This is a genomic window from Listeria aquatica FSL S10-1188 (assembly GCF_000525795.1).
In the GTDB taxonomy this organism is placed as follows: domain Bacteria; phylum Bacillota; class Bacilli; order Lactobacillales; family Listeriaceae; genus Listeria; species Listeria aquatica.
In genome coordinates this window covers 1-21,392 of sequence record NZ_AOCG01000017.1, presented here as the reverse complement: position 1 = coordinate 21,392, position 21,392 = coordinate 1, and the positions used below count along the sequence as shown (strand labels likewise).

Sequence of the window (21,392 nt, the reverse complement as noted above, 5' to 3'; positions counted from 1 at the left end):
TTCTATTACTTTTAAATTGTCAAACAAGTTACGATATCTGTATTTAGTTATGTTATCCCCCTTTTTTCGTAGTAACATTTCAAATTGTATACTTTTTACAAGAAAAAAGGCTGTAGAAAAAGAGTGAATAATTAAGTTATTTAAGTGCAAAAGGCACTCAAATAACTCTTGACTTTATTTTCTTTTTAGTATCTAAAAAAATTTTTAGTAACTTACATATAAGTTTTAATGAAAGATTGTTGTTTGTGACATTCAATAGGAAATAATGATTTGTTTAAATAACGAATATTCTCGGGTTTTGCTATCAGGGTTTGATGAAATTAATATCAGGTTTAATCGAATAAATGATTTTTAGCAAAAATTCCTGCTCGTTGTTGAAGTCTATGCTTTATATTTTTTAAAAATTTATAACCTTGACAGGTGTTTCAGAAGAGCTTTGAAAATTTTTTTTGATTTCTTCTGTAGCAGTTCAAATATAGCGGTTTCCCTAATATGTAAATCTCCTCACAAACGCTATAGTATAATTAAGAAAATCTCTTGATTTTGAAATGAAAATAGAGGTGAAAATCGTGAAATATCGAAAAAAAGGATTAAAATTCTTCAAACGAACAGAAAAAATTTAATGGTAACTGGACGATTTTGGAAGAAAAAAGCCGGGCTTGGGAAAAGATGTACCGTGATCGCTGGTCGCATGATAAAGTTGTTCGAACAACACATGGTGTCAATTGTACAGGATCATGTAGCTGGAAAGTTTTTGTAAAAAATGGAATTATCACTTGGGAAAATCAGGCTACTGATTACCCATCTTGTGGCGTAGACATGCCAGAATTTGAACCGCGTGGCTGTCCGCGAGGTGCGAGTTTTTCTTGGTATGAATACAGCCCACTTCGTGTGAAATATCCATATATACGCGGCTTACTTTGGAAAATGTGGCAAAATGCACTTAAACAGCATCCAAACCCTGTTGCCGCTTGGGCAAGTATTGTTGAAGATCCAGAAAAAGCACAGGCCTATAAGGCTTCTCGTGGAAAAGGTGGGCAAGTCCGAGTTTCTTGGAATGACGCTTACGTTTTAATTGGCGCTATGTTACTTTATACCATCAAGAAATACGGACCAGACCGGATTGCTGGTTTTACACCAATTCCTGCAATGTCCATGATTAGTTATGCAGCGGGTTCGCGCTTTATTACATTGCTTGGTGGCGAAATGCTCAGTTTCTATGATTGGTATGCAGATTTACCACCCGCATCTCCACAAATTTGGGGTGAGCAAACCGATGTTCCCGAATCGAGTGACTGGTACAATGCTGGCTATATCATGATGTGGGGCTCAAACGTACCACTTACAAGAACGCCGGATGCACATTTTATGACGGAAGTTCGCTATAAAGGTACAAAAGTTGTGGCAGTTGCGCCGGATTATGCAGAAAATGTAAAGTTTGCTGATAACTGGCTTGCGCCAAATCCAGGAACAGATGCCGCGCTTGCGCAAGCAATGACGCACGTTATTTTGAAAGAGTTTTACCAAGATAAAAAAGAACCGATGTTTTTTAAATTATGCAAGAAAATATACGGATCTGCCTTTCTTGATTTTGTTAGATCAAGATGCAAGTGGTGTTTATAAAGCAGGGCGTTTCCTTCGTGAAGCAGACTTTGGCAAAAAAAGCGAGCATGCCGAGTGGCGGACATGCCTGATTGATGAAACAACAGGAGAAATTGTGTCTCCTAACGGGACGATCGGACAGAGATGGGCTAAAGATGAAAAATGGAATCTAAGTTTGGAAAATGAAGATGGAACAACGATTGCTCCGAAACTTTCATTGCAAGAAGAAGGACAGTTTGAAAAAATTGTTTTCCCATTCTTTGATGATGCTGGAAATGGTGTTTTTGAACGGCATATTCCAGTTCGAGAAATGACTCTTGCAGATGGGACGATTCGGAAAGCTGTAACAGTTTATGATTTGATGCTAAGCCAGTACGGAATTGAAATGTTTGATGGCGACGAGCTTGCGGCAAAAGATTTGGATGATGAATCGAGTAAGTATACGCCAGCTTGGCAGGAAAAAATTACGGGCGTGAAAGCAAGTATTGTCACGCAGATCGCTCGTGAGTTTGCTCAAAATGCGATTGATACGGAAGGGCGATCGATGATTATCATGGGCGCTGGAATCAATCACTGGTTTAATAGTGATACGATTTATCGGTCGATTTTGAATCTCGTTGTGCTTACAGCATCGCAAGGTGTGAATGGCGGCGGTTGGGCGCATTATGTAGGTCAGGAAAAATGCCGTCCGATCGAAGGCTGGCAAACGGTTGCTTTCGCGAAAGATTGGCAAGGCGCGGTTAGGCAGCAAAATGGAACAAGTTTCTGGTATTTTGCAACAGATCAATGGAAATATGAAGAAATGGAAAATGCGGCGCTGAAGTCGCCGATTGCGGATGAACTTCGGTATCAGCATCCGGCTGATTACAATGTGTTAGCGGCGCGACTTGGATGGTTGCCTTCGTTCCCGCAGTTTGATAAAAGTTCGCTTTCTTATGGGCAAGAGGCGGCTGAAAAGTCGGATGCGGAACTGGTGGAACAGTTAGTTGAGGATTTGAAATCGGGAGAGACGAATTTTGCGGTGGAAGATCCGGATAATCCGGTGAACTTCCCGCGTGGGCTTTTTGTTTGGCGTTCGAATTTGCTTTCTTCAAGCGGGAAAGGGCAAGAATATTTTATGAAGCACTTGCTTGGGACAACGGATAATTTGATGTCGAAGCAAAATGATGAGTTCCGGCCAGAAGAAATGGTTTGGCGGGATGAAGAGGTTCGTGGCAAATTAGATTTACTCGTGACGCTTGATTTTCGGATGACTGCAACGCCGATGTATTCAGATGTGGTTCTTCCAGCTGCTACATGGTACGAAAAAACAGATTTATCCAGTACGGATATGCATCCATTTGTTCATCCGTTTAATCCGGCGATTGATCCACTTTGGGAATCTAAGTCGGACTGGAATACGTTTAGAGGGCTTGCAGAAGTGTTTTCGAAGATGGCGAAACATGTGTTTGAGAAGCCAGAACGCGATATTGTGATGCTGCCGCTTGGGCATGATTCTGAGAAGGAAATTGCTCAGCCTTACGGTCAAATCAAAGACTGGAAGCGGGGCGAAGTGGAAGCTATACCGGGCAAAACGATGCCGATTTTTCAAGTCGTGGAACGCGATTATCGCGAAATCTACAACAAATTTATCACGCTCGGACCGAATGTTTCTAGCGGAAAAGTTGGGGCGCATGGGACTCAATTTTCTGTGGCGCAGGAATATGAGGAGCTTAAGCAAACCAACGGTGTTTACGAGGACGACACGATTAAAGATGGAAAACCGATTTTGAAAGATGCGCGGCATGCGGCGGATGCGATTTTGACGATTTCGAGTGCGACCAATGGGAAGGTGGCGGTTCGTGCTTGGGAAAGTGCGGAAGAAACGACTGGGGTTCCGCTTGCTGATCTTGCGAAGGACCGGGAAGCTGAAAAAATCACATTCCAAAGCATCACAGTTCAGCCTCGTGAAGTCATTCCGACACCTGTATTTACGGGTTCTAATACGAATGGGAAGCGTTACTCACCATTTACAACAAATATTGAGCGGCTTGTTCCGTTTCGAACATTAACAGGAAGACAACAATTTTATTTGGATCATGAATTGTTCTTGCAATACGGGGAATCGTTGCCTATATTTAAACCTACGCTTCCACCGCATGTATTTGCAAAGCGTGACAATTTTGATGAAAAACAAGATGCGGATGCGATCACACTTCGTTATTTGACGCCACATGGAAAATGGAATATTCACAGTATGTATCAGGATAATCTTCATATGTTAACACTTTTCCGTGGCGGCCCTAATGTATGGATCAATAATGAAGATGCCGATGCAGCGGGAATTCAGGATAATGACTGGCTTGAGGTTTATAACCGAAATGGGGTTGTAACAGCCCGAGCAGTGGTTAGTCACAGAATGCCACGTGGAACGATGTTTATGTATCATGCGCAAGATAAACATGTGAATGTGCCAGGTAGTGAACTTACGGGGCAACGTGGCGGTAGCCACAACTCGCCAACGAAGATCCATGTGAAACCAACGCAAATGGTGGGCGGCTATGCACAACTTAGTTACGGCTTTAACTATTATGGCCCAATTGGGAATCAACGTGATTTGTATGTGAATGTGAGAAAACTGAAAGAGGTGGACTGGCTTGAAGATTAAAGCGCAAATTGGAATGGTCATGAATTTAGATAAATGCATCGGCTGCCACACTTGTAGCGTAACGTGTAAAAATACGTGGACGAACCGACCGGGTGCGGAATATATGTGGTTTAATAATGTTGAAACAAAGCCGGGTATTGGTTATCCGAAACGCTGGGAAGATCAGGAAGAGTATAAAGGTGGCTGGACGCTTAATAAGAAAGGGAAGTTAGAACTGAAATCTGGTTCGAAACTAAATAAAGTAGCGCTTGGGAAGATTTTCTATAATCCTGATATGCCAGAAATGAAGGATTACTACGAGCCTTGGACATATGACTATGAAAACTTGTTCTCACCAGAACAGCGTAACAATCAACCAGTTGCTCGTCCGAAATCGGTTGTGACGGGTGCGAATATGGAAATCGAATGGGGACCAAACTGGGAAGATGATCTTGCTGGGGCTCCGAAAACGATGCCGCAAGACCCGAACATGAAGAAAATTGAGTCGGAAATCAAATCGAATTTTGAAACGGCATTTATGATGTATTTGCCTCGCCTCTGTGAACATTGTTTAAATCCAGCTTGTGTAGCTTCTTGTCCGAGTGGCGCGATGTATAAACGTGATGAAGATGGGATCGTGCTTGTTGACCAGGAAGCTTGTCGGGGCTGGCGCTATTGTATGACAGGCTGTCCTTATAAGAAAGTTTACTTCAACTGGAAAACGAACAAAGCAGAAAAATGTACATTTTGTTTCCCACGGATCGAAGCAGGTTTGCCGACAGTTTGTTCGGAAACTTGTACAGGTCGAATTCGCTATCTAGGTGTTATGCTTTATGATGCTGACCGAGTAAAGGAAGCAGCAGAAACAAAAGATGAAAAAGCACTTTATGAAGCACAACTTGATCTTTTTATTGACCCGAATGATCCGAAAATGATTGAACAAGCACGTAAAGATGGGATTTCGGAAGACTGGATTGAGGCAGCTCAAAACTCACCGATCTATAAAATGGCAAAAGAATACAAAATCGCTTTTCCGCTCCACCCTGAATATCGTACAATGCCGATGGTTTGGTACGTGCCACCACTTTCACCGATTATGAATTATTTTGAAGGAAAAGATTCGGTTGAAAACCCAGATATGATTTTTCCGGCAATTGAAGAGATGCGCCTTCCAGTTGATTACTTAGCGAGTATTTTGACGGCAGGGAATACAGAGGTGATTAAGTCGTCATTACAAAAAATGGCGATGATGCGGCTTTATATGCGAGCAGCTTCTTCTGGTAAGGACTTTGATGTAACACGTCTTGAAAGAGTTGGACTTACAGAAACAGAAGTGAAGAAAATGTATCGCTTGCTTGCAATTGCTAAATATGAAGACCGCTTTGTGATTCCAATGAGTCATAAAGAGGACTACATTGATACTTACCGAGCACAAGGTGGAACAGGTTACTCGAATGATGTTTGTAATGGATGTAGCCTTGCTTCGGAACATGGACAGATGATGCAGGCTCAAGCAGATGGGAAGACAACTCAAGAAATGTACGAGGAAAGTTTCTATGGAGGGATTTGGCGTGATTAATGCAGCAGTTTTAAATGAAAAACGGCCGGTATTTGGTAAATTATCAAACCTGCTTGATTATCCAAATAAACTGTATATGAATGAAGCCTATCTTGAAACGGAATTAGATACTGCTGAAGCGGGGACGAAGGATCTTCTTCTTCGCTTTTGGCAGGAAATTGAAACGAAAAGTCTGTTTGAGTTACAACAGTTTTATACGGATAGTTTTGATTTTACTAAAAAATTATCGCTATATATGACGTTCTATAAATTTGAAGATGCGCGTGAACGTGGACAGATGCTCTCTAAATTAAAATTTTTATATGAAATGTTTGGTTTGCTAGCTGTCGATGCTGAATTAACAGACTTTTTACCGCTGATGCTTGAATTTTATGAAGCGGGAGACTGGTTTCAAGATGAGCGCGTTCAGGATTTAGAAGTGTTATTTGGTGTGATGGAAGATGGGACTTACTTTTTACTTCAAAACTTAAATGAAGAAGAAAATCCTTATCGATATCTAATTGAAGCAGTGCGTGTGGAACTTAAGGCATGTCTTTTACAAAAGGAGGGCTCTCAGTATGTGGAATGAATTTTTGTGGGTCATTGTTCCTTATCTTGTTCTTGCGAGCTTTATTGTCGGTCATATTTTCCGCTATCGTTACGATCAGTTTAGTGTGACCGCAAAATCAAGTGAAATGCTAGAGAAAAAGCAGCTAATGATTGGGAGTCTCCTGTTTCATGTAGGAATCATCTTTGTGATTGGTGGTCATTTTGTTGGGCTTGTTATCCCAGAATCTTGGACAGCGGCGCTTGGAATCAGTGAGCATATGTATCATATTTTTGCGGTTGGGATCGGCAGCATCTTTGGTGTGATGACATTTGTTGGGATGTTTTTGTTGACGTTTCGTCGCTTATCAAATCCTAGTGTTCGCAGAATCAGTTCGACAGGAGATATTATTGTGAACATCACGTTACTTCTCACCGTTATTCTTGGGATGGCTAGTACAGTCTTTGGAACGCAAGAAATCCCTGGTTTTGATTATCGTGAATCCATTTCGATTTGGTTTCGACAACTTTTCTTGTTTCGGCCAGATGCAAGTTTGATGATACACGTTCCAGTTCTATTTAAATTACACATTTTAAGTGCGTTCATCATTTTTGGCTTGTTTCCATATACACGACTTGTTCATGCATGGAGTGTGCCGCTTAGCTACTTGAGGCGGCGCTATATCATTTATCGCAAAAATCCATCTTAATGATCTGACTGTTTTTTTCAGTTGAATTGCGTTATAGTGATAGTATCAGTTCATGGAGGATTCGAGAAAATGGAAGGACAGCTAAAACATGAAATAACGGATTATTTAATTGAAGCAAGACTGGATTTAGGTGTCGATTTTCTTGGGATAGCATTAAATACAAGTGCAACGAGTGTGAAAGAAATTAGATGGTTGTTTGCTTCTGGGAATCGTAATAATCGCTATCAGAAAATTGTTTTACAAAACGGAAAAGGAATAGCTGGAATTGTCTGGAAGACTGGGCGGGCAATGTCTGTTCAGAATTTAAGAGAAGAAGTGGATGATCTTTCGCAGTTTCCAATTGCGATCATGGAAAATCTAGTTTCGATCGTGGCTATTCCAATTCTCATGGAGCAGGAAGTTTTGGCAATTTTTCTAGGCGGATATCGCAAGGAAACCGTGATGGACGGACGAATCAAACGGCAAATGGAAGCGGTAGCGGCAAAGCTCTCGCCTTATTTGCTTCAATTTATGCAAAGAAAGGAAGATTAGCTTGACTGCATTTGCAAACCATCCTCATTTAGTTGATCTTTTTTTTTGAAAAAAACAAGTGATGCGATTTTTATCATGGATGGCAACCAGAAAGTCATTAAACAGAACCATGTAGCCGAAGAATTATTTGAGCATGGAACAACGCTGGACTGGCAACAAATCAAAAATTTTTGTCAAATTTGTCGTGGTTGTATGTCGTTTGAAGAAGAGCACACATGTGCTAATTGCCGCATCAAAGAACGAGAAAACGGCGAATCTTTTCAAATCTATCTAACGAGCTTAGATGGAATAGAAGTGCCTTACAGTGCAAGTTTTACAGTTTTGGAAGAAAAAAATGGCATCGGCGTTTTGTCACTACGTAATTTAACTGAGCAACAGGAAACGGCCAAAGAACTGCAAAAATCAATGCTGACAAAATATGTGATGAATGCCCATGAAGCGGAACGGAAAAAACTTTCACGTGAACTGCATGATGGGATTGCTCAAGAATTGTATAGTGCGTTAATGGAAGTTAGAAAACTGAAATATATGGAAAAGGGTTCTTCTTTTGATACGCAGATGGATGGTGTCGAAACTTATGTGGCTAATATTTTGAGTGATATTCGGAATATGGCAGTGGATTTGCGCCCGGCAGCTCTAGATGACTTGGGCTTATATTCAGCCCTAAAGTCTTATTGTAAGCGTTACGAGCAGATTTTCGGCGTAGAAGTTGCACTTATTTCTGACATTCAAAATGCGCGGTTTGACCCTTTCATTGAGACCACACTTTACCGTGTAGCCCAAGAGGCGTTATTAAATGCTGCTAAGTACGCGGATATTGACGATATTGTTGTTACTTTGCGGAGGAAAGATGAGGTCTTGATTCTTGAAGTAATAGATGACGGTTGTGGCTTTTCGACGGAGGACATTGAAATTAAAGGCTCTGGACTAGGCTTGATGAATATGAAAGAACGTGTTGAGCTGTGTGGGGGGACTTGTGAGATTCATTCGGAGTACGGCAAGGGAACAGAAGTGATTGCTAAAGTAGGAGTTGAGGTCCGATGATTCGAATCATGGTTGTAGACGATCATGTGGTCGTGAGAAGAGGCTTGTCATATATCATTAACGAGCAGTCAGATATGCAAGTGGTTTCCGATGCTGCTGATGGGTTAGAAGCAATGATGAAACTGGAACAAAATGAAGTAGATGTTATTTTGATGGATCTTAGCATGCCTCCAGGAGAAAATGGGCTTGTGACAACGAAAAAAAATCAAGGAAGTAAACGAGAAAGTCAAAGTATTGATTATGACAATGCATGACGATGAAGAATATCTATTCCGGGCACTCAAAGTTGGAGCATCAGGATATTTGCTGAAAAATGCCTATGACGAAGAAATGCTCGAAGCGATCCGTGCCGTTTATGGAGGCGGTATTTATATCCATCCAAGTGTTGCGCCCGCTCTTGTTCGAGAATTTTTAACAAAAAATGAAGTGGATGAAAAAATCAATTCCTATGAACTTCTATCAAAACGGGAGCAAGAAATTTTGCCACTAATCGCGCTTGGATACGGAAATAAGGAAATTGCTGAAAAGCTGTTTGTATCTGTGAAAACGGTGGAAGCCCACAAGACGAGTATCATGCATAAGTTGGGATTTGAAAAGCGCACAGATTTAGTGCACTATGCAATCAAAAAAAAATTTGATTGATTTGTAAAAGATATTGCCCTGTGTGCAATATCTTTTTTAGGTATTTCCCTAATAGTGTTTCAATTGTGAAAAAGGTATCATAATGATGTACAAAACCGTTAAAGGGGATATGAAAATGAATTACTCAAAAAAAGATGCAATCACGGCACTCATTTTTGCGACGGTTGCCATGGCGATTTCATTCATGGTATGGGCATGTTTGTCGCCCGTAGCCAATCAAATCGCATCCGACTTTGGACTTTCGGCATCGCAAAAAAGTTTAATGATCGCAACACCCGTACTACTTGGTTCTGTCATGCGCATCCCAATGGGGATCCTCAGTGACCGAATCGGCGGAAAGAAAGTTTACATTGGAACAATGCTATTTATCATTATTCCACTTATTTTTGTTCCGCAAGTTTCTTCGTTTCCACTACTCATTTTATTAGCGCTTTTCCTTGGAATGGCAGGAACAACATTTGCCATTGCCATTTCGTATGTTTCTGCATGGTTTCCACCAGAAAAGCAGGGACTTATCCTTGGTATTGCAGGAATGGGGAATATTGGAAATGCACTTGCAGGACTCATTATTCCACAAATTAATAAGTCTTGGGGATTTGACTGGGTCTACTATTCACTCATCATTGCACTTCTAGTTATCATCATTTTGTTCAGCTTATTCGCAAAAGAAATGCCGATCTCGGCAGAGAAAAAGACACTTGGCGAGCAACTATCTGTTGTGAAAGATAAAAATACTTGGTTCCTGTCATTATTTTATTTCTTAACATTCGGAGCTTTTGTTGCGCTTAGTAACTATCTACCAGCCTTTATGTCAGACCAGTTCTTGATGAACCCTGTTAATGCAGGACTTGTTTCTGCAGCCTTTGCGGCTGTTGCAACACTAATGCGACCGATCGGTGGTGTCGTTGCAGATAAAGCGAGCCCTACGAAGATCTTGACGGGATTATTCTTTCTTGTGATTATCTTTGCGCTTGTCATGGCACTGTTACTCCAAAACTTCATTATTTTCATAAGTTGTATCTTCCTAACTGCACTTGCGATTGGGATTGGAAATGGTGTGGTTTTCAAAATGGTCCCAATGGTCTCTAAAGGGAACACAGGTGCTGTTACCGGGTTTGTAGGGGCAGCTGGCGGACTTGGGGGCTTTTTCCCACCGCTTTTACTCGGAGCTATTAAGGATGCCACAGGTTCATTTTCATTAGGATTTGTCCTCTTAGCACTATTCGCCGTGATTTGTCTAATTGTAGTTTGGGCTGTTTATTTAAGGCCGAAGACAAACTATCAAAATTCTTAATAAAATGAATAACTCTAAAGCGTAACAAATAAAATTATGATATTTAGGAAAAATGAAAAGAACAGAAACTTTGAAACGAAACCATTTATAAAATGGGAGTTCTTAGGATTCTGTTCTTTTTGTTTTGGTTTTTTGATTTTGGTTGGGAGACTCAGATAATTCGACTAGTAGGTTAGTGAAATTTTCATCTAGTAAAATTAGAAATTGATTGATCACAGATTTGATGTTTAAAGAAAATAGAATTGTGGAATGATTGAAAAAGATAGTTTTGTTTCTTTTGGATGAAAAGAAACAATAAATGATATAACGGATGTACTTAACTGCAAGAAACTACGTAGCTCGGCTGAAAATGTTCCTGCAGGCTATACGGAAGTAGCTGGCACATCAGGTATGACGTACCGACTAGATGATGTGACAACCGGAAAAGCACTTGCGAAGAAGCAGGAAGCAGCGAGAGACGAAGCGCCGAAAGTTACTCTAACAGGTTCTTCAGATACGGCAGTACTACCGCCGACAGGAGATGATGATGCCATTCCATTTGGAGGACTGGCAGGAGTCGGATTACTCAGTTTAGGAGCAGCTTTATTATACGGTCGAAAGTTTTAAATAGTAAAAGCGAGAAAAAATGAAGTGCAGAACATTTTTTCTCGCTTTTTTATGAACTTAAAATTTATTTCACTGATTTAAACCCATACCGTTCCAAAATTTTCTGCGCTTTTTGATGACGCATAAAAGCCATAAAAGATTCGGTAGCTTGCTGATGCTCCGTGTCAGATACAACTCCTGAATAGTATCCAATAGGGGCATGTAAGGAATCTGGAACAGCTTGTACAACACGTACTTTATTAGAAATCAGTGCGTCAGTTTTGTAGACAAAACCAGCATCTGCGTTTCCAGAAGCTACATAAGAGAGTACCTGGCGTACATCTGAAGCAAGTACAAGTTTGCCTTCCATGTCATTATATAAATTTAGTTTTTCGAGGGTTTCTTTTCCATATTGTCCGGCAGGAACGGATTCAGGATTTCCAAGAGCGAATTTTTGATAAGTTTCCAGCTTGTTTGACAAGTCTTTACTGTTTCTTGCTTTTTTTGATGCTGGTTCAATTAGAACAAGTGTATTTTGTGCGAATTCAGCTTTATTCGTTGCTTTTTTTCGCTTGTATCAATTTATCCATATCAGATTCGCTTGCAAAAAGAACTCCGTCAATCGGAGCGCCACTTTCAACACGTTCTCGAATCTGTCCAGAGCCAGCAAAGTCGAAAGTTAATTTTGTCCCAGGATGAGCCTTTTCATAAAGCGGTTTGATCATATCGATCGCATCTTTTAGGCTAGCGGCAGCTGAGATATGTAAATCGGTTTTGGTTTCCTTTTTGGATGGACTTGCCTCGTTTCCACAAGCTGCTAAAATAACTAGCAGAAAAATGGCAAGAAAGACCCCGAAATTTTTGAGTTTCATGAGTTAGCCTCCTTTTCTTCACTATTTTACCGCAAAAAGCAAAAGAAACTCTAGTTGTAACCAGCAAAATTTAAAAGTCATAGGGTTTTCCCGAATCAATTATTTTCGTTATACTATTAAAAAAACATATAAAAAGGAAGGTGGAAGAATGAGGTCGGTTGAAATCGATTTTATTGTAGAGGATAGTTTAGCGGCACTTGCGCTTTACGAGGAGATTTTTGATGTGAATCGAATTGAAGCGACAAGTTTTGCTAAGGGTCAAAATGAAGCTGTTTTTGAGATTTATGGAACAAGGTTTCACATGCTTGATGCGAATGCGGACGCCGGGCTTCCGGCGCCAAATCCAGAAGAGAACTTACCCATTTGGTTCAATGTCACTGTAGAAGATATCGCTAGAACCTATAAGCGAGCACTGGATGCAGGTTGTACGGAGATTCAAGCCGTGACTGAGATGAAGGATTACGGCGTTAGCAATGCAATGTTTAAAGATGCATTTGGCTATATTTGGATGTTGCATCAAGTTCATCGCGAAATTAGTTTTGAAGAGCGAGAAGCGATGCACCGCAAGAATATGGAGTGAGACTGGACTTCTTGACAATAAAACGGTTTCACGTTATCCTTAAATCAATTATGAAATGAAAGTAGGTGAGATTCAGATGTTTCTTTCAAAAGCACAAGCGGGATTTTTAGCGTATTTATACACTGTTCGTGCGATTTTTTCCAGAATGACAGTTACAGAGGATAAGTCTGCCCTTTTTTATCAAAACTGTATGAATGGAAAATGAGTTGAGAAGCATGGATGAATCTCCAAATTAAAATAACGGAGGCACCGGGCGCTTGTCTGGTGTCTTTTTTTGTGTATAAAATGTTTCACATGAAACATCTATGCTTTTCTTCAGAGGAAGAGGAGAAAAGGAAATGAAAATTGTAGATTTAAATCAAGTAACAAAAAGCTATGCGGGCGATAAAGTGTTAGATGGGATTTCGATGCAAGTGATGGAAGGCGAGCGAGTTGGATTAATCGGCCGGAATGGCGAAGGAAAAAGTACGATTTTAAAATTGATTGCTGGGATGGAAATCGCGGATAGCGGTCTTGTTACACGGAAGAAAGATGCTAAAATAGGGATGCTCGACCAAATTCCAGAAGGGCTTTCGGGATCGACTGTGGTTGAAGTGTTGGAGCAAAGTTTCACCGAGCTTTTGGCGGTGCAAACGCAGATGGCAGATTTAGAAGAGCAAATGGCAGTGGATGCAAGTGAGAAAGTAATGGCTCACTACGGGGATTTGATGGCGCTGTTTGCGGATCAAGGCGGGTATGAAATGCAAGCTGAGCTCGGGAAAGTAACTGCTGGGCTTGGGCTTTCGAAACTCTTAGATAAAAAATGGCAGGAACTAAGTGGTGGTGAAAAAACCAAGGTAGCTCTCGGGGCCTTGTTGCTTGAAAAACCGGAATTGCTACTCTTAGATGAACCAACGAATCATCTTGATTTAAATGCGGTTATTTGGCTGACAAAGTTCTTGCAAAGTTACAAAGGAGCCGTTTTAGTCGTGTCACACGATCGCTATTTCCTCGATGAGGTGGTGACGAAGATGGTTGAACTTGAAAATAAGAAACTCTTTACTTACCGGACGAACTTTTCAGGTTATTTGGAGGAGCGTGAAGAGCGACTTTTACGTGAGTTTCAAGCGTATAAGGACCAACAAAAGCAAATCAAAAAAAATGAAGCAAGCGATTAAACAATTGCGCGAATGGGGTGCGCGAGCTAATCCGCCCAATGACGCTTTTTTCCGTCGAGCGAAAAACATGGAACGAATGCTCGACAAAATGGAGAAAGTAAAACGGCCGGTTCTTGCACAAAAAGAAATGAATTTAGCATTCGAGGAGTCGAAGCGGAGCGGAGACGAAGTGGCGATTTTTGAAGGTGTAGAAAAGCGTTACGGGGAAAAAGTCTTGTTGGCTGAGGCAGTGCTAACGATTCACCAGAAGGAGCGTGTCGCGATCGTAGGCGATAATGGGGCTGGAAAGTCGACTTTGCTTAAACTGTTGACGGGCGCAGAAATCCCTGATGCGGGAGCTGTGAAACTCGGCTCTAGCGTCAAGTTAGCTTATCTGTCGCAACAAATGGAGGAGCTTGATGCAAACCAGACAGTGCTTGAAGCCTTTCGTGATCAAGTGCGAGTGACAGAAGGGGAAGCTAGAAATATGCTTGCCGGATTTATGTTTTATCAGGAAATGGTCTTTCGCAAAGTAGCAAATCTGAGCGGAGGGGAACGGATGCGGCTTCGCTTGGCCAGATTCATCCATCAACCGGTAAATACACTGATTTTGGATGAGCCAACGAATCACCTTGATATTGCTTCGCGCGAGGTTCTGGAGGAAGCGCTTCGGAACTTTAAAGGAACAATTATTACCGTGTCACATGACCGTTATTTCATCGACCAAATTTGTTCGAAAGTGATTCATTTGCACGAAGGACGGTTAAATGTTTATTCGGGAAATTATACGTACTTTGCTCAAAAAGTGAAAAAGAGTACGTAATCCTCGAATTTAAAACTGAATTTGTGTCTTTTTTGTGAATTTTTATTTGCTGCATCAATTTTTTTTTTTGAAAAAAGTGTTAACATCTCGGTAGTAATAAAGTATGATTGCATCAGTAAATACATTTTAAGGAGATTGTGAAGATGTACATGACAAAAGAACGTAAAAAAATGTATTCTGCAGATACGATTTTGGCCCTTTGTAAACAAGATCCGGAATTTCATAAATATGCAAAGACCATTTATTTTAAAAAAAAACCAAAAGATTTTCGATTTGACGGATAGTAACGGGAAGATTTTTTTCTTGATTACGGGAATATTGATGCTTACAGTTCGATTTGATGAAAATGGAGAAAACGAGATCATTTTAAATTTTGTGAAAGAAAATCAATTGTTTTCTAAGAACTTGCTCTCTCAAATTTATCCGTCAACGAGCGAAGTGAAGGCTCTCTCAGACGGTGCATGTTGGGTCATTGACCGCTACTTTTTTGACCGGATTTTGACGGAATATGACGTGAAAGAGCAGTTCATCATCCATGAATTGCTAGGCCTTTCAAGAGATACATTCAGCCACTTAAGGAAGAGTACAACATCTAAAGAAGAACGCGTCAGAATGTGCATCAAACAAATCGGTGAACAGCTTGGAACGGTAGGTGAAAACGGGGAAATCGTATTACCTGCTGCGATTACACAACCGATTATCGCAAGTTTCTCAACAGCAACACGTGAATTTGTCGCGTTGATTATTAAAAAGTTGACCTGTGAAGGGATTTTACAAGTACGTCCAAAGCCTTGGATTATTTTGGATGTGGATCGTTTGTAAGACGCTGGCACTTTCTTTTTCTATCGCTTACAATAGAAAAAGGAGGTGCTTTTTTCGTGGAAGTGAAACTGATAAAAGGCGACATTACTAAAGAAAACGTGGATGCGATCGTAAATGCCGCAAACCACACGCTTCTAGGCGGGGGCGGTGTGGATGGTGCTATTCACAAGGAAGCAGGTCCAGAACTTTTAGCGGCATGTAAAGAAGTGATTAAGCGGATCGGGAGCTGCCCGACAGGAGAAGCTGTTTTAACGGAAGGTTACGCTCTTCCAGCGGATTACGTGATTCACACGGTGGGACCAGTTTGGCATGGCGGCGACAAGCAAGAAACAAGTGCACTCGCTTCTTGCTATTTTAAATCCCTTGACCTTGCAGCATCTAAAGGACTGGCAAGTATTTCTTTTCCAAATATCTCAACGGGAGTTTATGGATTCCCAAAGGAGCTTGCTGCGGAGGTTGTGACTTACACGGTGAAAAAATGGATTGAAGAAACGGCGTATGATTCGGTGCTTAAAGAAATTCATTTTGTGTGCTTCGATGATGAGAATTATAACTGGTATGAACAAAAAATGGTGGAACATAATCTGATATAAATAGAAAAGCAAGCCTGCAAAGAAGTTTCGTAGGCTTGCTTTATTTTTTAAAAAAAAGATAATGCTTTTCTTAGTGAATTTTCATTTTTTCCACAGTGAAATTTAGTTAAAAGTGGTTATGATATATTTATAAGCTAACAACAAACAACTTTTTCATTCTTTCCCTTTTTTGAATGAAAAACCCAAAACTCCCTTTTTGACCAGTGTGGTTTCCTCCCTTTTTCCACACTGGTTTTTATATGTAAAAAAACGTAGTTAAAATTGTTAGATAGATGAAAAGAAAAACATGATTTTCTTAGTGAATTTTCATTTGCTACACAGTGAAATTTAGTCGAGGAAAGGTATTATATATTTATAAGCTAACAACAAACACAACTTTTTCATTCTTTCTCTTTTTTGAATGAAAAACCCAAAACTCCCTTTTTTGACCAGTGTGGTTTCCTCCCTTTTTCCACACTGGTTTTTTGTGTGGAAAAAAGTTAAGTGATCATTGGGATGTTTAGGGACCTGAAAGACTTAACGGGTTTTGAGCCACGGTTCAAAGCCCCATTTTTATATATCCAAAATGATAAACGAAGCTTGGGATCTCAAAGAAACACCTTGAAAATACGTTTTTCTCCAAAAGGGTTTTATTTAGCTTTAAAAGCTTTATACTAAATATATTGAAAAGGAGGCCGGTCGTGATGATGGAAGAAGCCCGCGCTATTTTACAACAACAATTTGGTTATCCAACTTTTAGAACGGGACAGGAAGATGTGATTGCGCATTTGCTTAATCACGAGGATTCGCTTGCTGTCATGCCAACGGGCGGCGGGAAATCGCTTTGTTATCAGATTCCGGCACTTATTTTTGATGGACTGACTATCGTTGTTTCACCGCTTATTTCACTGATGAAAGACCAAGTGGATGCTCTTCAAGCGGCAGGAATTGAAGCAACGTTTATTAATAGCTCGCTAACGATGCGTGAAACAAATGAACGTTTGAATTTGATTCGCGCAGGTAGTGGGATTAAACTGCTATATATTGCGCCTGAACGACTTGAGGCCGCTGGATTTAAAGAACTTTTGCAAGAAGTGGAAGTGTCGCTTTTTGCAATTGATGAGGCGCACTGTATTTCACAGTGGGGACATGATTTTCGTCCAAGTTACCTGCGGCTTTGTGAGCATCTAAATGAGATGCCGGAAAGGCCGCTTGTTGTGGCTCTCACAGCAACGGCAACTCCGGCTGTCGCAGATGATATCTGTAAGTTGCTTCGAATTCGAAAGGAAAATCGTGTGCAAACGGGGTTTTCACGGGAAAATCTGGCTTTTCAAGTGGTCAAAGGACAGGATAAGGATCGCTTCTTGATTGATTACTTGCGCAAAAATGAAGCAGAATCCGGGATTGTCTATGCGGCTACCCGTAAAGAAGTTGAACGAATTGAAGCGATGCTCACAAAGTCAGGCATCAAAGCGGCGAAGTATCATGCGGGGCTTTCGGATTTGTTTCGAGAAGAAACACAAGAGGCTTTTCTTTACGATGATGTTCAGGTGATTGTTGCGACCAATGCTTTTGGGATGGGCATTGATAAATCGAATGTGCGGTTCGTGATTCATTATAATTTGCCGCGTAACATGGAAGCTTACTACCAGGAAGCGGGAAGAGCTGGCCGGGATGGACTGCCAAGTGATTGTGTGCTACTTTTTTCACCGCAAGATGCACATCTGCAGCATTACTTGATTGAGCAGTCAGAACTTCCTGAAGACCGCAAGGAAAACGAATTTCGCAAGTTGCGAGAAATGACGGGTTACGGCTACACGGAAATTTGTTTGCAAAAATATATCGTTCACTATTTCGGGGAAGAATGTGAGGATTGCGGAAACTGCAGCAATTGTTTAGATACGCGTACTGAAACGGATGTGACCATTCTGGCTCAGCAAGTCTTTTCTTGTGTGAAGCGAATGGGAGAGCGATTCGGCAAAGTTATGGTTGCTAAAGTGCTTACGGGTTCTAAAGATCAAAAGATTAAGCAATGGCATTTTGAAACGCTTAGCACGCATGGATTAATGAAAGAACGCTCGCAAAAAGATGTTTTACAGCTGATTGATTACTTGACGGCGGAGAAGTTTCTAGAGGCTGCAGATGGTCAGTTTCCTTCACTTCATTTAACAGCGAAAGCGGTTCAAGTCCTTCGCGGCGAAGAAAAAGTTATGCGCAAAGAAGCGGCCGAAGCGACGCGAATTGCGGTGGATGTTGATGCTGATTTGTTTGAACTTTTACGCGAGAAACGCCGAGAACTGGCAGAGCGAGATCACGTTCCGCCATATGTTATTTTCTCGGATGAAACAATTCGAGAAATGTGTCGCTATTTGCCTCAAAACGAAGAAGAAATGTTGCGAATTAAAGGCGTTGGAGCTGTGAAACTAGAAAAATATGGAATGACATTTTTGCAGATTTTGCAAAATGAAAAGATAGATCAAGATTGAAACAAAGAGAGGTTTAAAAATGACGAAAACACTTGTACTTGCAGAGAAACCTTCTGTTGGAAAAGACATCGCCCGTGTACTTAGTGCAAAAGGCGGCGGAAAAAATGGCTTTTTGGAAGGTTCAAATTATGTTGTCACTTGGGCACTTGGCCATTTGATTACACTAGCGGATCCTGAACAATATGATAATAAATATAAATCATGGGACTTGAATGATTTGCCCATTTTACCGGATAAAATGAAGCTTGTTCCTATTCGCGAAACGCGCAAGCAATATGAAACGGTAAAGAAATTATTGAATCGTAGCGATATTACGGATATCGTGATTGCAACGGATGCAGGTCGTGAAGGTGAACTTGTTGCACGCTGGATCCTTGACTATGCTAAGGTGAAAAAGCCTGTGAAACGTCTTTGGATTTCTTCTGTGACAGATAAGGCGATTCGCGAAGGTTTCAAGAAACTTCGTCCTGGTCGTGATTATGAGAATTTGTATCATTCTGCTGTTGCGAGGTCTGTTGCGGACTGGGTCGTTGGAATCAATGCTACCCGGGCGCTTACAACAAAATACAACGCACAATTATCTTGTGGCCGTGTTCAAACGCCAACACTTGCGATGCTACTGAATCGTGAAAAGGACATTCAAAGTTTCCAGCCTAAAGAATTTTACACGCTCACGGCTGTTACGGAAAATGGAAATTTTGTCTGGAAAGAAGGGCAAACTTTCGACAAGGAAAAAGCGGAAAAAATTGAGCGGAGCTTGCGCGGGAGCGATGCAGTTGTTGAATCGGTTTCCATGAAGGAAAAGAAAAGTTTCTCGCCGGGGCTTTATGATCTAACAGAACTGCAGCGGGATGCCAATAAGCGCTATGATTTTTCGGCGAAAGAAACGCTTGCTGCCATGCAGACGCTTTACGAGCGCCACAAAGCACTAACGTATCCACGAACGGATTCGCGTTATTTGTCGGATGACATTGTGCCAACGTTAAAGGAACGTCTTGAAGCTTGTGGTCGCGGTGAATTTGCGAAACCTGCTCGGGGGATTTTAAATAAGGGGATTAAAGCGAATGCTTCGTTTGTGGATAATCGAAAAGTAAGCGATCACCACGCGATTATCCCAACAGAAGAAAGTGTTTCCTTAGCCGATTTATCAGATCGCGAGCGGAAAATTTATGAACTCGTTGTGAAACGCTTTTTAGCAGTGCTTTCCGAGCCATATGTTTATGAAGAAACGCGAGCAGAAGCGAAAATCGGCGATCAAAACTTTGAACTGAAAGGGAAAGTAGTAAAATCGCTTGGCTGGAAAGCCATTTACGGGAAAGATGAGGAAGCGGATCTAGTAATGAAGGTGAAAAAAGGCGATCAAATCCCAGTGCGAGCTGTAAAGCTCAATACAGGTAAAACAAAGCCGCCAGCTCGCTTTAATGAAGCAACGCTACTTTCTGCGATGGAAAATCCTGCGAAGTATATGGATTCAAGAGATAAGGAACTGGCGAAGACACTTGGCGAAACGGGTGGACTTGGGACGGTTGCGACACGCGCTGACATTATTGATAAATTATTTAATAGCTTTTTGATCGAGAAACAAGGAAAAGAGCTACACATCACTTCAAAAGGCAGACAACTTCTGGAGCTTGTCCCGGTCGATTTGAAATCCCCAGAATTAACAGCCAAGTGGGAGCAGAAGCTCGCTCAAATTGAAAAAGGTAAATTGAAGGAGCAAGCTTTCACTGGCGAAATGCGTGAATACGCCAAAAAAGCAGTACTTGAAATTAAGCAAAATGAAAAGAAATTTAGGCATGATAATGTGACTTCACAAAAATGTCCAGATTGCGGCAAGTTGATGCTTAAAGTGAAAGGCAAACGCGGCACAATGCTTGTTTGCCAAGACCGGGAATGTGGGCATCGTGAACCGCTTGCGAAGCTTACAAATGCACGTTGCCCGAATTGTCATCGCAAATTAGAGTTGCGAGGTCAAGGGGATAAACAAATTTTCGTTTGCGCAACTTGTGGGCATCGTGAAAAACTCTCCGCATTCGAAGCACGTCGCGGCAAGGAGAAAAAAGGAAAAGTATCCAAGCGAGATGTAGCAAATTACATGAAAAAGCAAGATCAAACAGAAGAGGAGCCGTTTAATAATCCAATGGCGGAGGCTCTTGCGAAGTTGAAATTAGATAAGTAACAAGAAGAAGCTGCTGGTTCTAAATCAGTAGCTTTTTTGCGACTTAAGACTGACGTCTCTACTAGGCTAATTGAGTTGTTTTTAGGAAGAAGTTAATTTTTTTAAAATTTTTAAGAATGAAATAAAAAATCCAAACGTTAATTCCGATTTTTCCTGAGAAATTAGCGTTTGGATAATCTATAATATGTTTTCTAAGGCTAGAATTTATAAATTCTAGCCTTTTTTAGCGAAAGAATACGGGTTTTCGTAATCGAAATGAAATTAATAAAAGTATCAAGATTCTATCTATCTTAAGCACGGTATTATTTATTGTAGGTATCGTTTTAGCACGCTAGGATGGATAACCTATTATCAGTCAAAATAAAAAAAGGGCCTTCATGGCCCTTTTTTATTTCATTCTGTATCTATCCACTTTTCGTCTGGTCCAGATATATAGACCTTGCAAGCATAGTAATATACCTAATGATAGTACCACTATATTTTTTTGGTCAGTGTCTCCTGTGTGAGGCAACTTTTTACCTTTGACAGTCGACTGCTTAGGATCTTCTATGATGCGACTATCTTTTTTATTTGTTGGTTTTTCAATAACAATCGGCTCTTTTTTGAAAATTTTATTATTTTGAATAGCCTCTTTGTCATCAGATGTCGCTTCTTTACCCTCTGGAGGAGTAACGTCATCCTCTTTTGATAGTTCTTCCGCTACTTTAAATGTTATTTTAGTGGAAAGCATTGGTGCTATTGCTGTTTTTCTTGTTAAACTATCGGAAATCGCGTGAACTTCAAT

The 21,392-nt window shown here is 40.8% G+C and carries 15 protein-coding genes and 4 pseudogenes; 17 read left to right on the top strand and 2 right to left on the bottom strand.

The window, feature by feature from the left end; translation table 11 throughout:
- The first annotated feature begins 548 nt into the window (after positions 1-548).
- From MAQA_RS12245 to MAQA_RS12205, 9 genes and pseudogenes are all read left to right on the top strand, one after another.
- Positions 549-4,249: pseudogene (locus tag MAQA_RS12245) on the top strand (nitrate reductase subunit alpha).
- Entirely contained in the window at positions 4,239-5,807 is a 1,569-nt protein-coding gene (gene narH / locus MAQA_RS12240) for a nitrate reductase subunit beta (protein ID WP_036074276.1), read from the top strand. The pseudogene MAQA_RS12245 and the gene narH overlap by 11 nt, the downstream one beginning before the upstream one ends.
- Positions 5,800-6,375, top strand: coding sequence for a nitrate reductase molybdenum cofactor assembly chaperone (narJ, locus tag MAQA_RS12235; RefSeq protein WP_036074275.1), 576 nt, complete (start codon positions 5,800-5,802; stop codon positions 6,373-6,375). Before narH ends, narJ begins: the two co-directional genes overlap by 8 nt.
- Positions 6,365-7,042, top strand: a complete 678-nt coding sequence (gene narI / locus MAQA_RS12230) for a respiratory nitrate reductase subunit gamma (protein WP_036074273.1) — start codon at positions 6,365-6,367, stop codon at positions 7,040-7,042. Before narJ ends, narI begins: the two co-directional genes overlap by 11 nt.
- A 69-nt stretch (positions 7,043-7,111) precedes the next feature.
- Positions 7,112-7,573 carry a GAF domain-containing protein gene (locus MAQA_RS12225; RefSeq protein WP_052008599.1) on the top strand — a complete coding sequence of 154 codons (462 nt, stop codon included), beginning with the start codon at positions 7,112-7,114 and terminating at the stop codon, positions 7,571-7,573.
- A 45-nt stretch (positions 7,574-7,618) separates the two neighbouring features.
- Entirely contained in the window at positions 7,619-8,617 is a 999-nt protein-coding gene (locus tag MAQA_RS12220; protein ID WP_036074270.1) for a sensor histidine kinase, read from the top strand.
- Positions 8,617-9,259: pseudogene (locus tag MAQA_RS12215) on the top strand (response regulator). The gene MAQA_RS12220 and the pseudogene MAQA_RS12215 overlap by 1 nt, the downstream one beginning before the upstream one ends.
- A 115-nt stretch (positions 9,260-9,374) precedes the next feature.
- Positions 9,375-10,553 carry a nitrate/nitrite transporter gene (locus MAQA_RS12210; RefSeq protein ID WP_036074345.1) on the top strand — a complete coding sequence of 393 codons (1,179 nt, stop codon included), beginning with the start codon at positions 9,375-9,377 and terminating at the stop codon, positions 10,551-10,553.
- Between the two features lie 390 nt (positions 10,554-10,943).
- Positions 10,944-11,159: an LPXTG cell wall anchor domain-containing protein gene (locus MAQA_RS12205; RefSeq protein WP_036074267.1), complete on the top strand. Its 216-nt coding sequence runs from the start codon at positions 10,944-10,946 to the stop codon at positions 11,157-11,159.
- A 64-nt stretch (positions 11,160-11,223) separates the two neighbouring features.
- Here the strand turns inward: MAQA_RS12205 and modA are convergent.
- Positions 11,224-12,010: pseudogene (gene modA / locus MAQA_RS12200) on the bottom strand (molybdate ABC transporter substrate-binding protein).
- Between the two features lie 148 nt (positions 12,011-12,158).
- On the opposite strand from modA, the gene MAQA_RS12195 reads away from it, so the two are divergent.
- From MAQA_RS12195 to MAQA_RS12170, 8 genes and pseudogenes are all read left to right on the top strand, one after another.
- Entirely contained in the window at positions 12,159-12,590 is a 432-nt protein-coding gene (locus MAQA_RS12195) for a VOC family protein (protein WP_036074266.1), read from the top strand.
- 76 nt (positions 12,591-12,666) lie between these two features.
- A complete protein-coding gene (locus tag MAQA_RS16280; RefSeq protein ID WP_277619988.1) occupies positions 12,667-12,795 on the top strand; it encodes a hypothetical protein in 129 nt (42 codons plus the stop codon).
- Positions 12,796-12,928: 133 nt separating this feature from the next.
- Positions 12,929-14,549 (top strand): annotated as a pseudogene (abc-f, locus tag MAQA_RS12190) (ribosomal protection-like ABC-F family protein).
- 143 nt (positions 14,550-14,692) lie between these two features.
- Positions 14,693-14,833, top strand: a complete 141-nt coding sequence (locus MAQA_RS14665; protein WP_173400319.1) for a hypothetical protein — start codon at positions 14,693-14,695, stop codon at positions 14,831-14,833.
- 19 nt (positions 14,834-14,852) lie between these two features.
- Positions 14,853-15,371 (top strand): Crp/Fnr family transcriptional regulator, encoded by a 519-nt coding sequence (locus MAQA_RS13900; protein ID WP_052008598.1) that lies wholly within the window; start codon positions 14,853-14,855, stop codon positions 15,369-15,371.
- Between the two features lie 56 nt (positions 15,372-15,427).
- On the top strand, positions 15,428-15,964 hold the full coding sequence (locus MAQA_RS12180; RefSeq protein WP_036074265.1) for an O-acetyl-ADP-ribose deacetylase: 537 nt from the start codon (positions 15,428-15,430) through the stop codon (positions 15,962-15,964).
- 683 nt (positions 15,965-16,647) lie between these two features.
- Complete coding sequence (gene recQ / locus MAQA_RS12175; RefSeq protein ID WP_036074262.1) at positions 16,648-18,429, top strand: DNA helicase RecQ; 1,782 nt, start codon at positions 16,648-16,650, stop codon at positions 18,427-18,429.
- A gap of 19 nt (positions 18,430-18,448) precedes the next feature.
- Positions 18,449-20,608, top strand: coding sequence for a DNA topoisomerase III (locus tag MAQA_RS12170; protein WP_036074259.1), 2,160 nt, complete (start codon positions 18,449-18,451; stop codon positions 20,606-20,608).
- 388 nt (positions 20,609-20,996) lie between these two features.
- On the opposite strand, the gene MAQA_RS12165 is transcribed toward MAQA_RS12170, so the two are convergent.
- The coding region (locus MAQA_RS12165; protein ID WP_036074257.1) for an LPXTG cell wall anchor domain-containing protein at positions 20,997-21,392 on the bottom strand (396 nt) is incomplete at its 5' end.

Excerpts from the sequence above, each read along its gene's own strand:
- narI (WP_036074273.1), top strand. The coding sequence starts at position 6,365 with ATGTGGAATGAATTTTTGTGGGTCATTGTTCCTTATCTTGTTCTTGCG.
- MAQA_RS12170 (WP_036074259.1), top strand. The coding sequence starts at position 18,449 with ATGACGAAAACACTTGTACTTGCAGAGAAACCTTCTGTTGGAAAAGAC.
- recQ (WP_036074262.1), top strand. The coding sequence starts at position 16,648 with ATGATGGAAGAAGCCCGCGCTATTTTACAACAACAATTTGGTTATCCA.
- MAQA_RS16280 (WP_277619988.1), top strand. The coding sequence starts at position 12,667 with ATGTTTCTTTCAAAAGCACAAGCGGGATTTTTAGCGTATTTATACACT.
- MAQA_RS12210 (WP_036074345.1), top strand. The coding sequence starts at position 9,375 with ATGAATTACTCAAAAAAAGATGCAATCACGGCACTCATTTTTGCGACG.
- MAQA_RS12195 (WP_036074266.1), top strand. The coding sequence starts at position 12,159 with ATGAGGTCGGTTGAAATCGATTTTATTGTAGAGGATAGTTTAGCGGCA.
- MAQA_RS14665 (WP_173400319.1), top strand. The coding sequence starts at position 14,693 with ATGTACATGACAAAAGAACGTAAAAAAATGTATTCTGCAGATACGATT.
- MAQA_RS12205 (WP_036074267.1), top strand. The coding sequence starts at position 10,944 with ATGACGTACCGACTAGATGATGTGACAACCGGAAAAGCACTTGCGAAG.
- MAQA_RS12225 (WP_052008599.1), top strand. The coding sequence starts at position 7,112 with ATGGAAGGACAGCTAAAACATGAAATAACGGATTATTTAATTGAAGCA.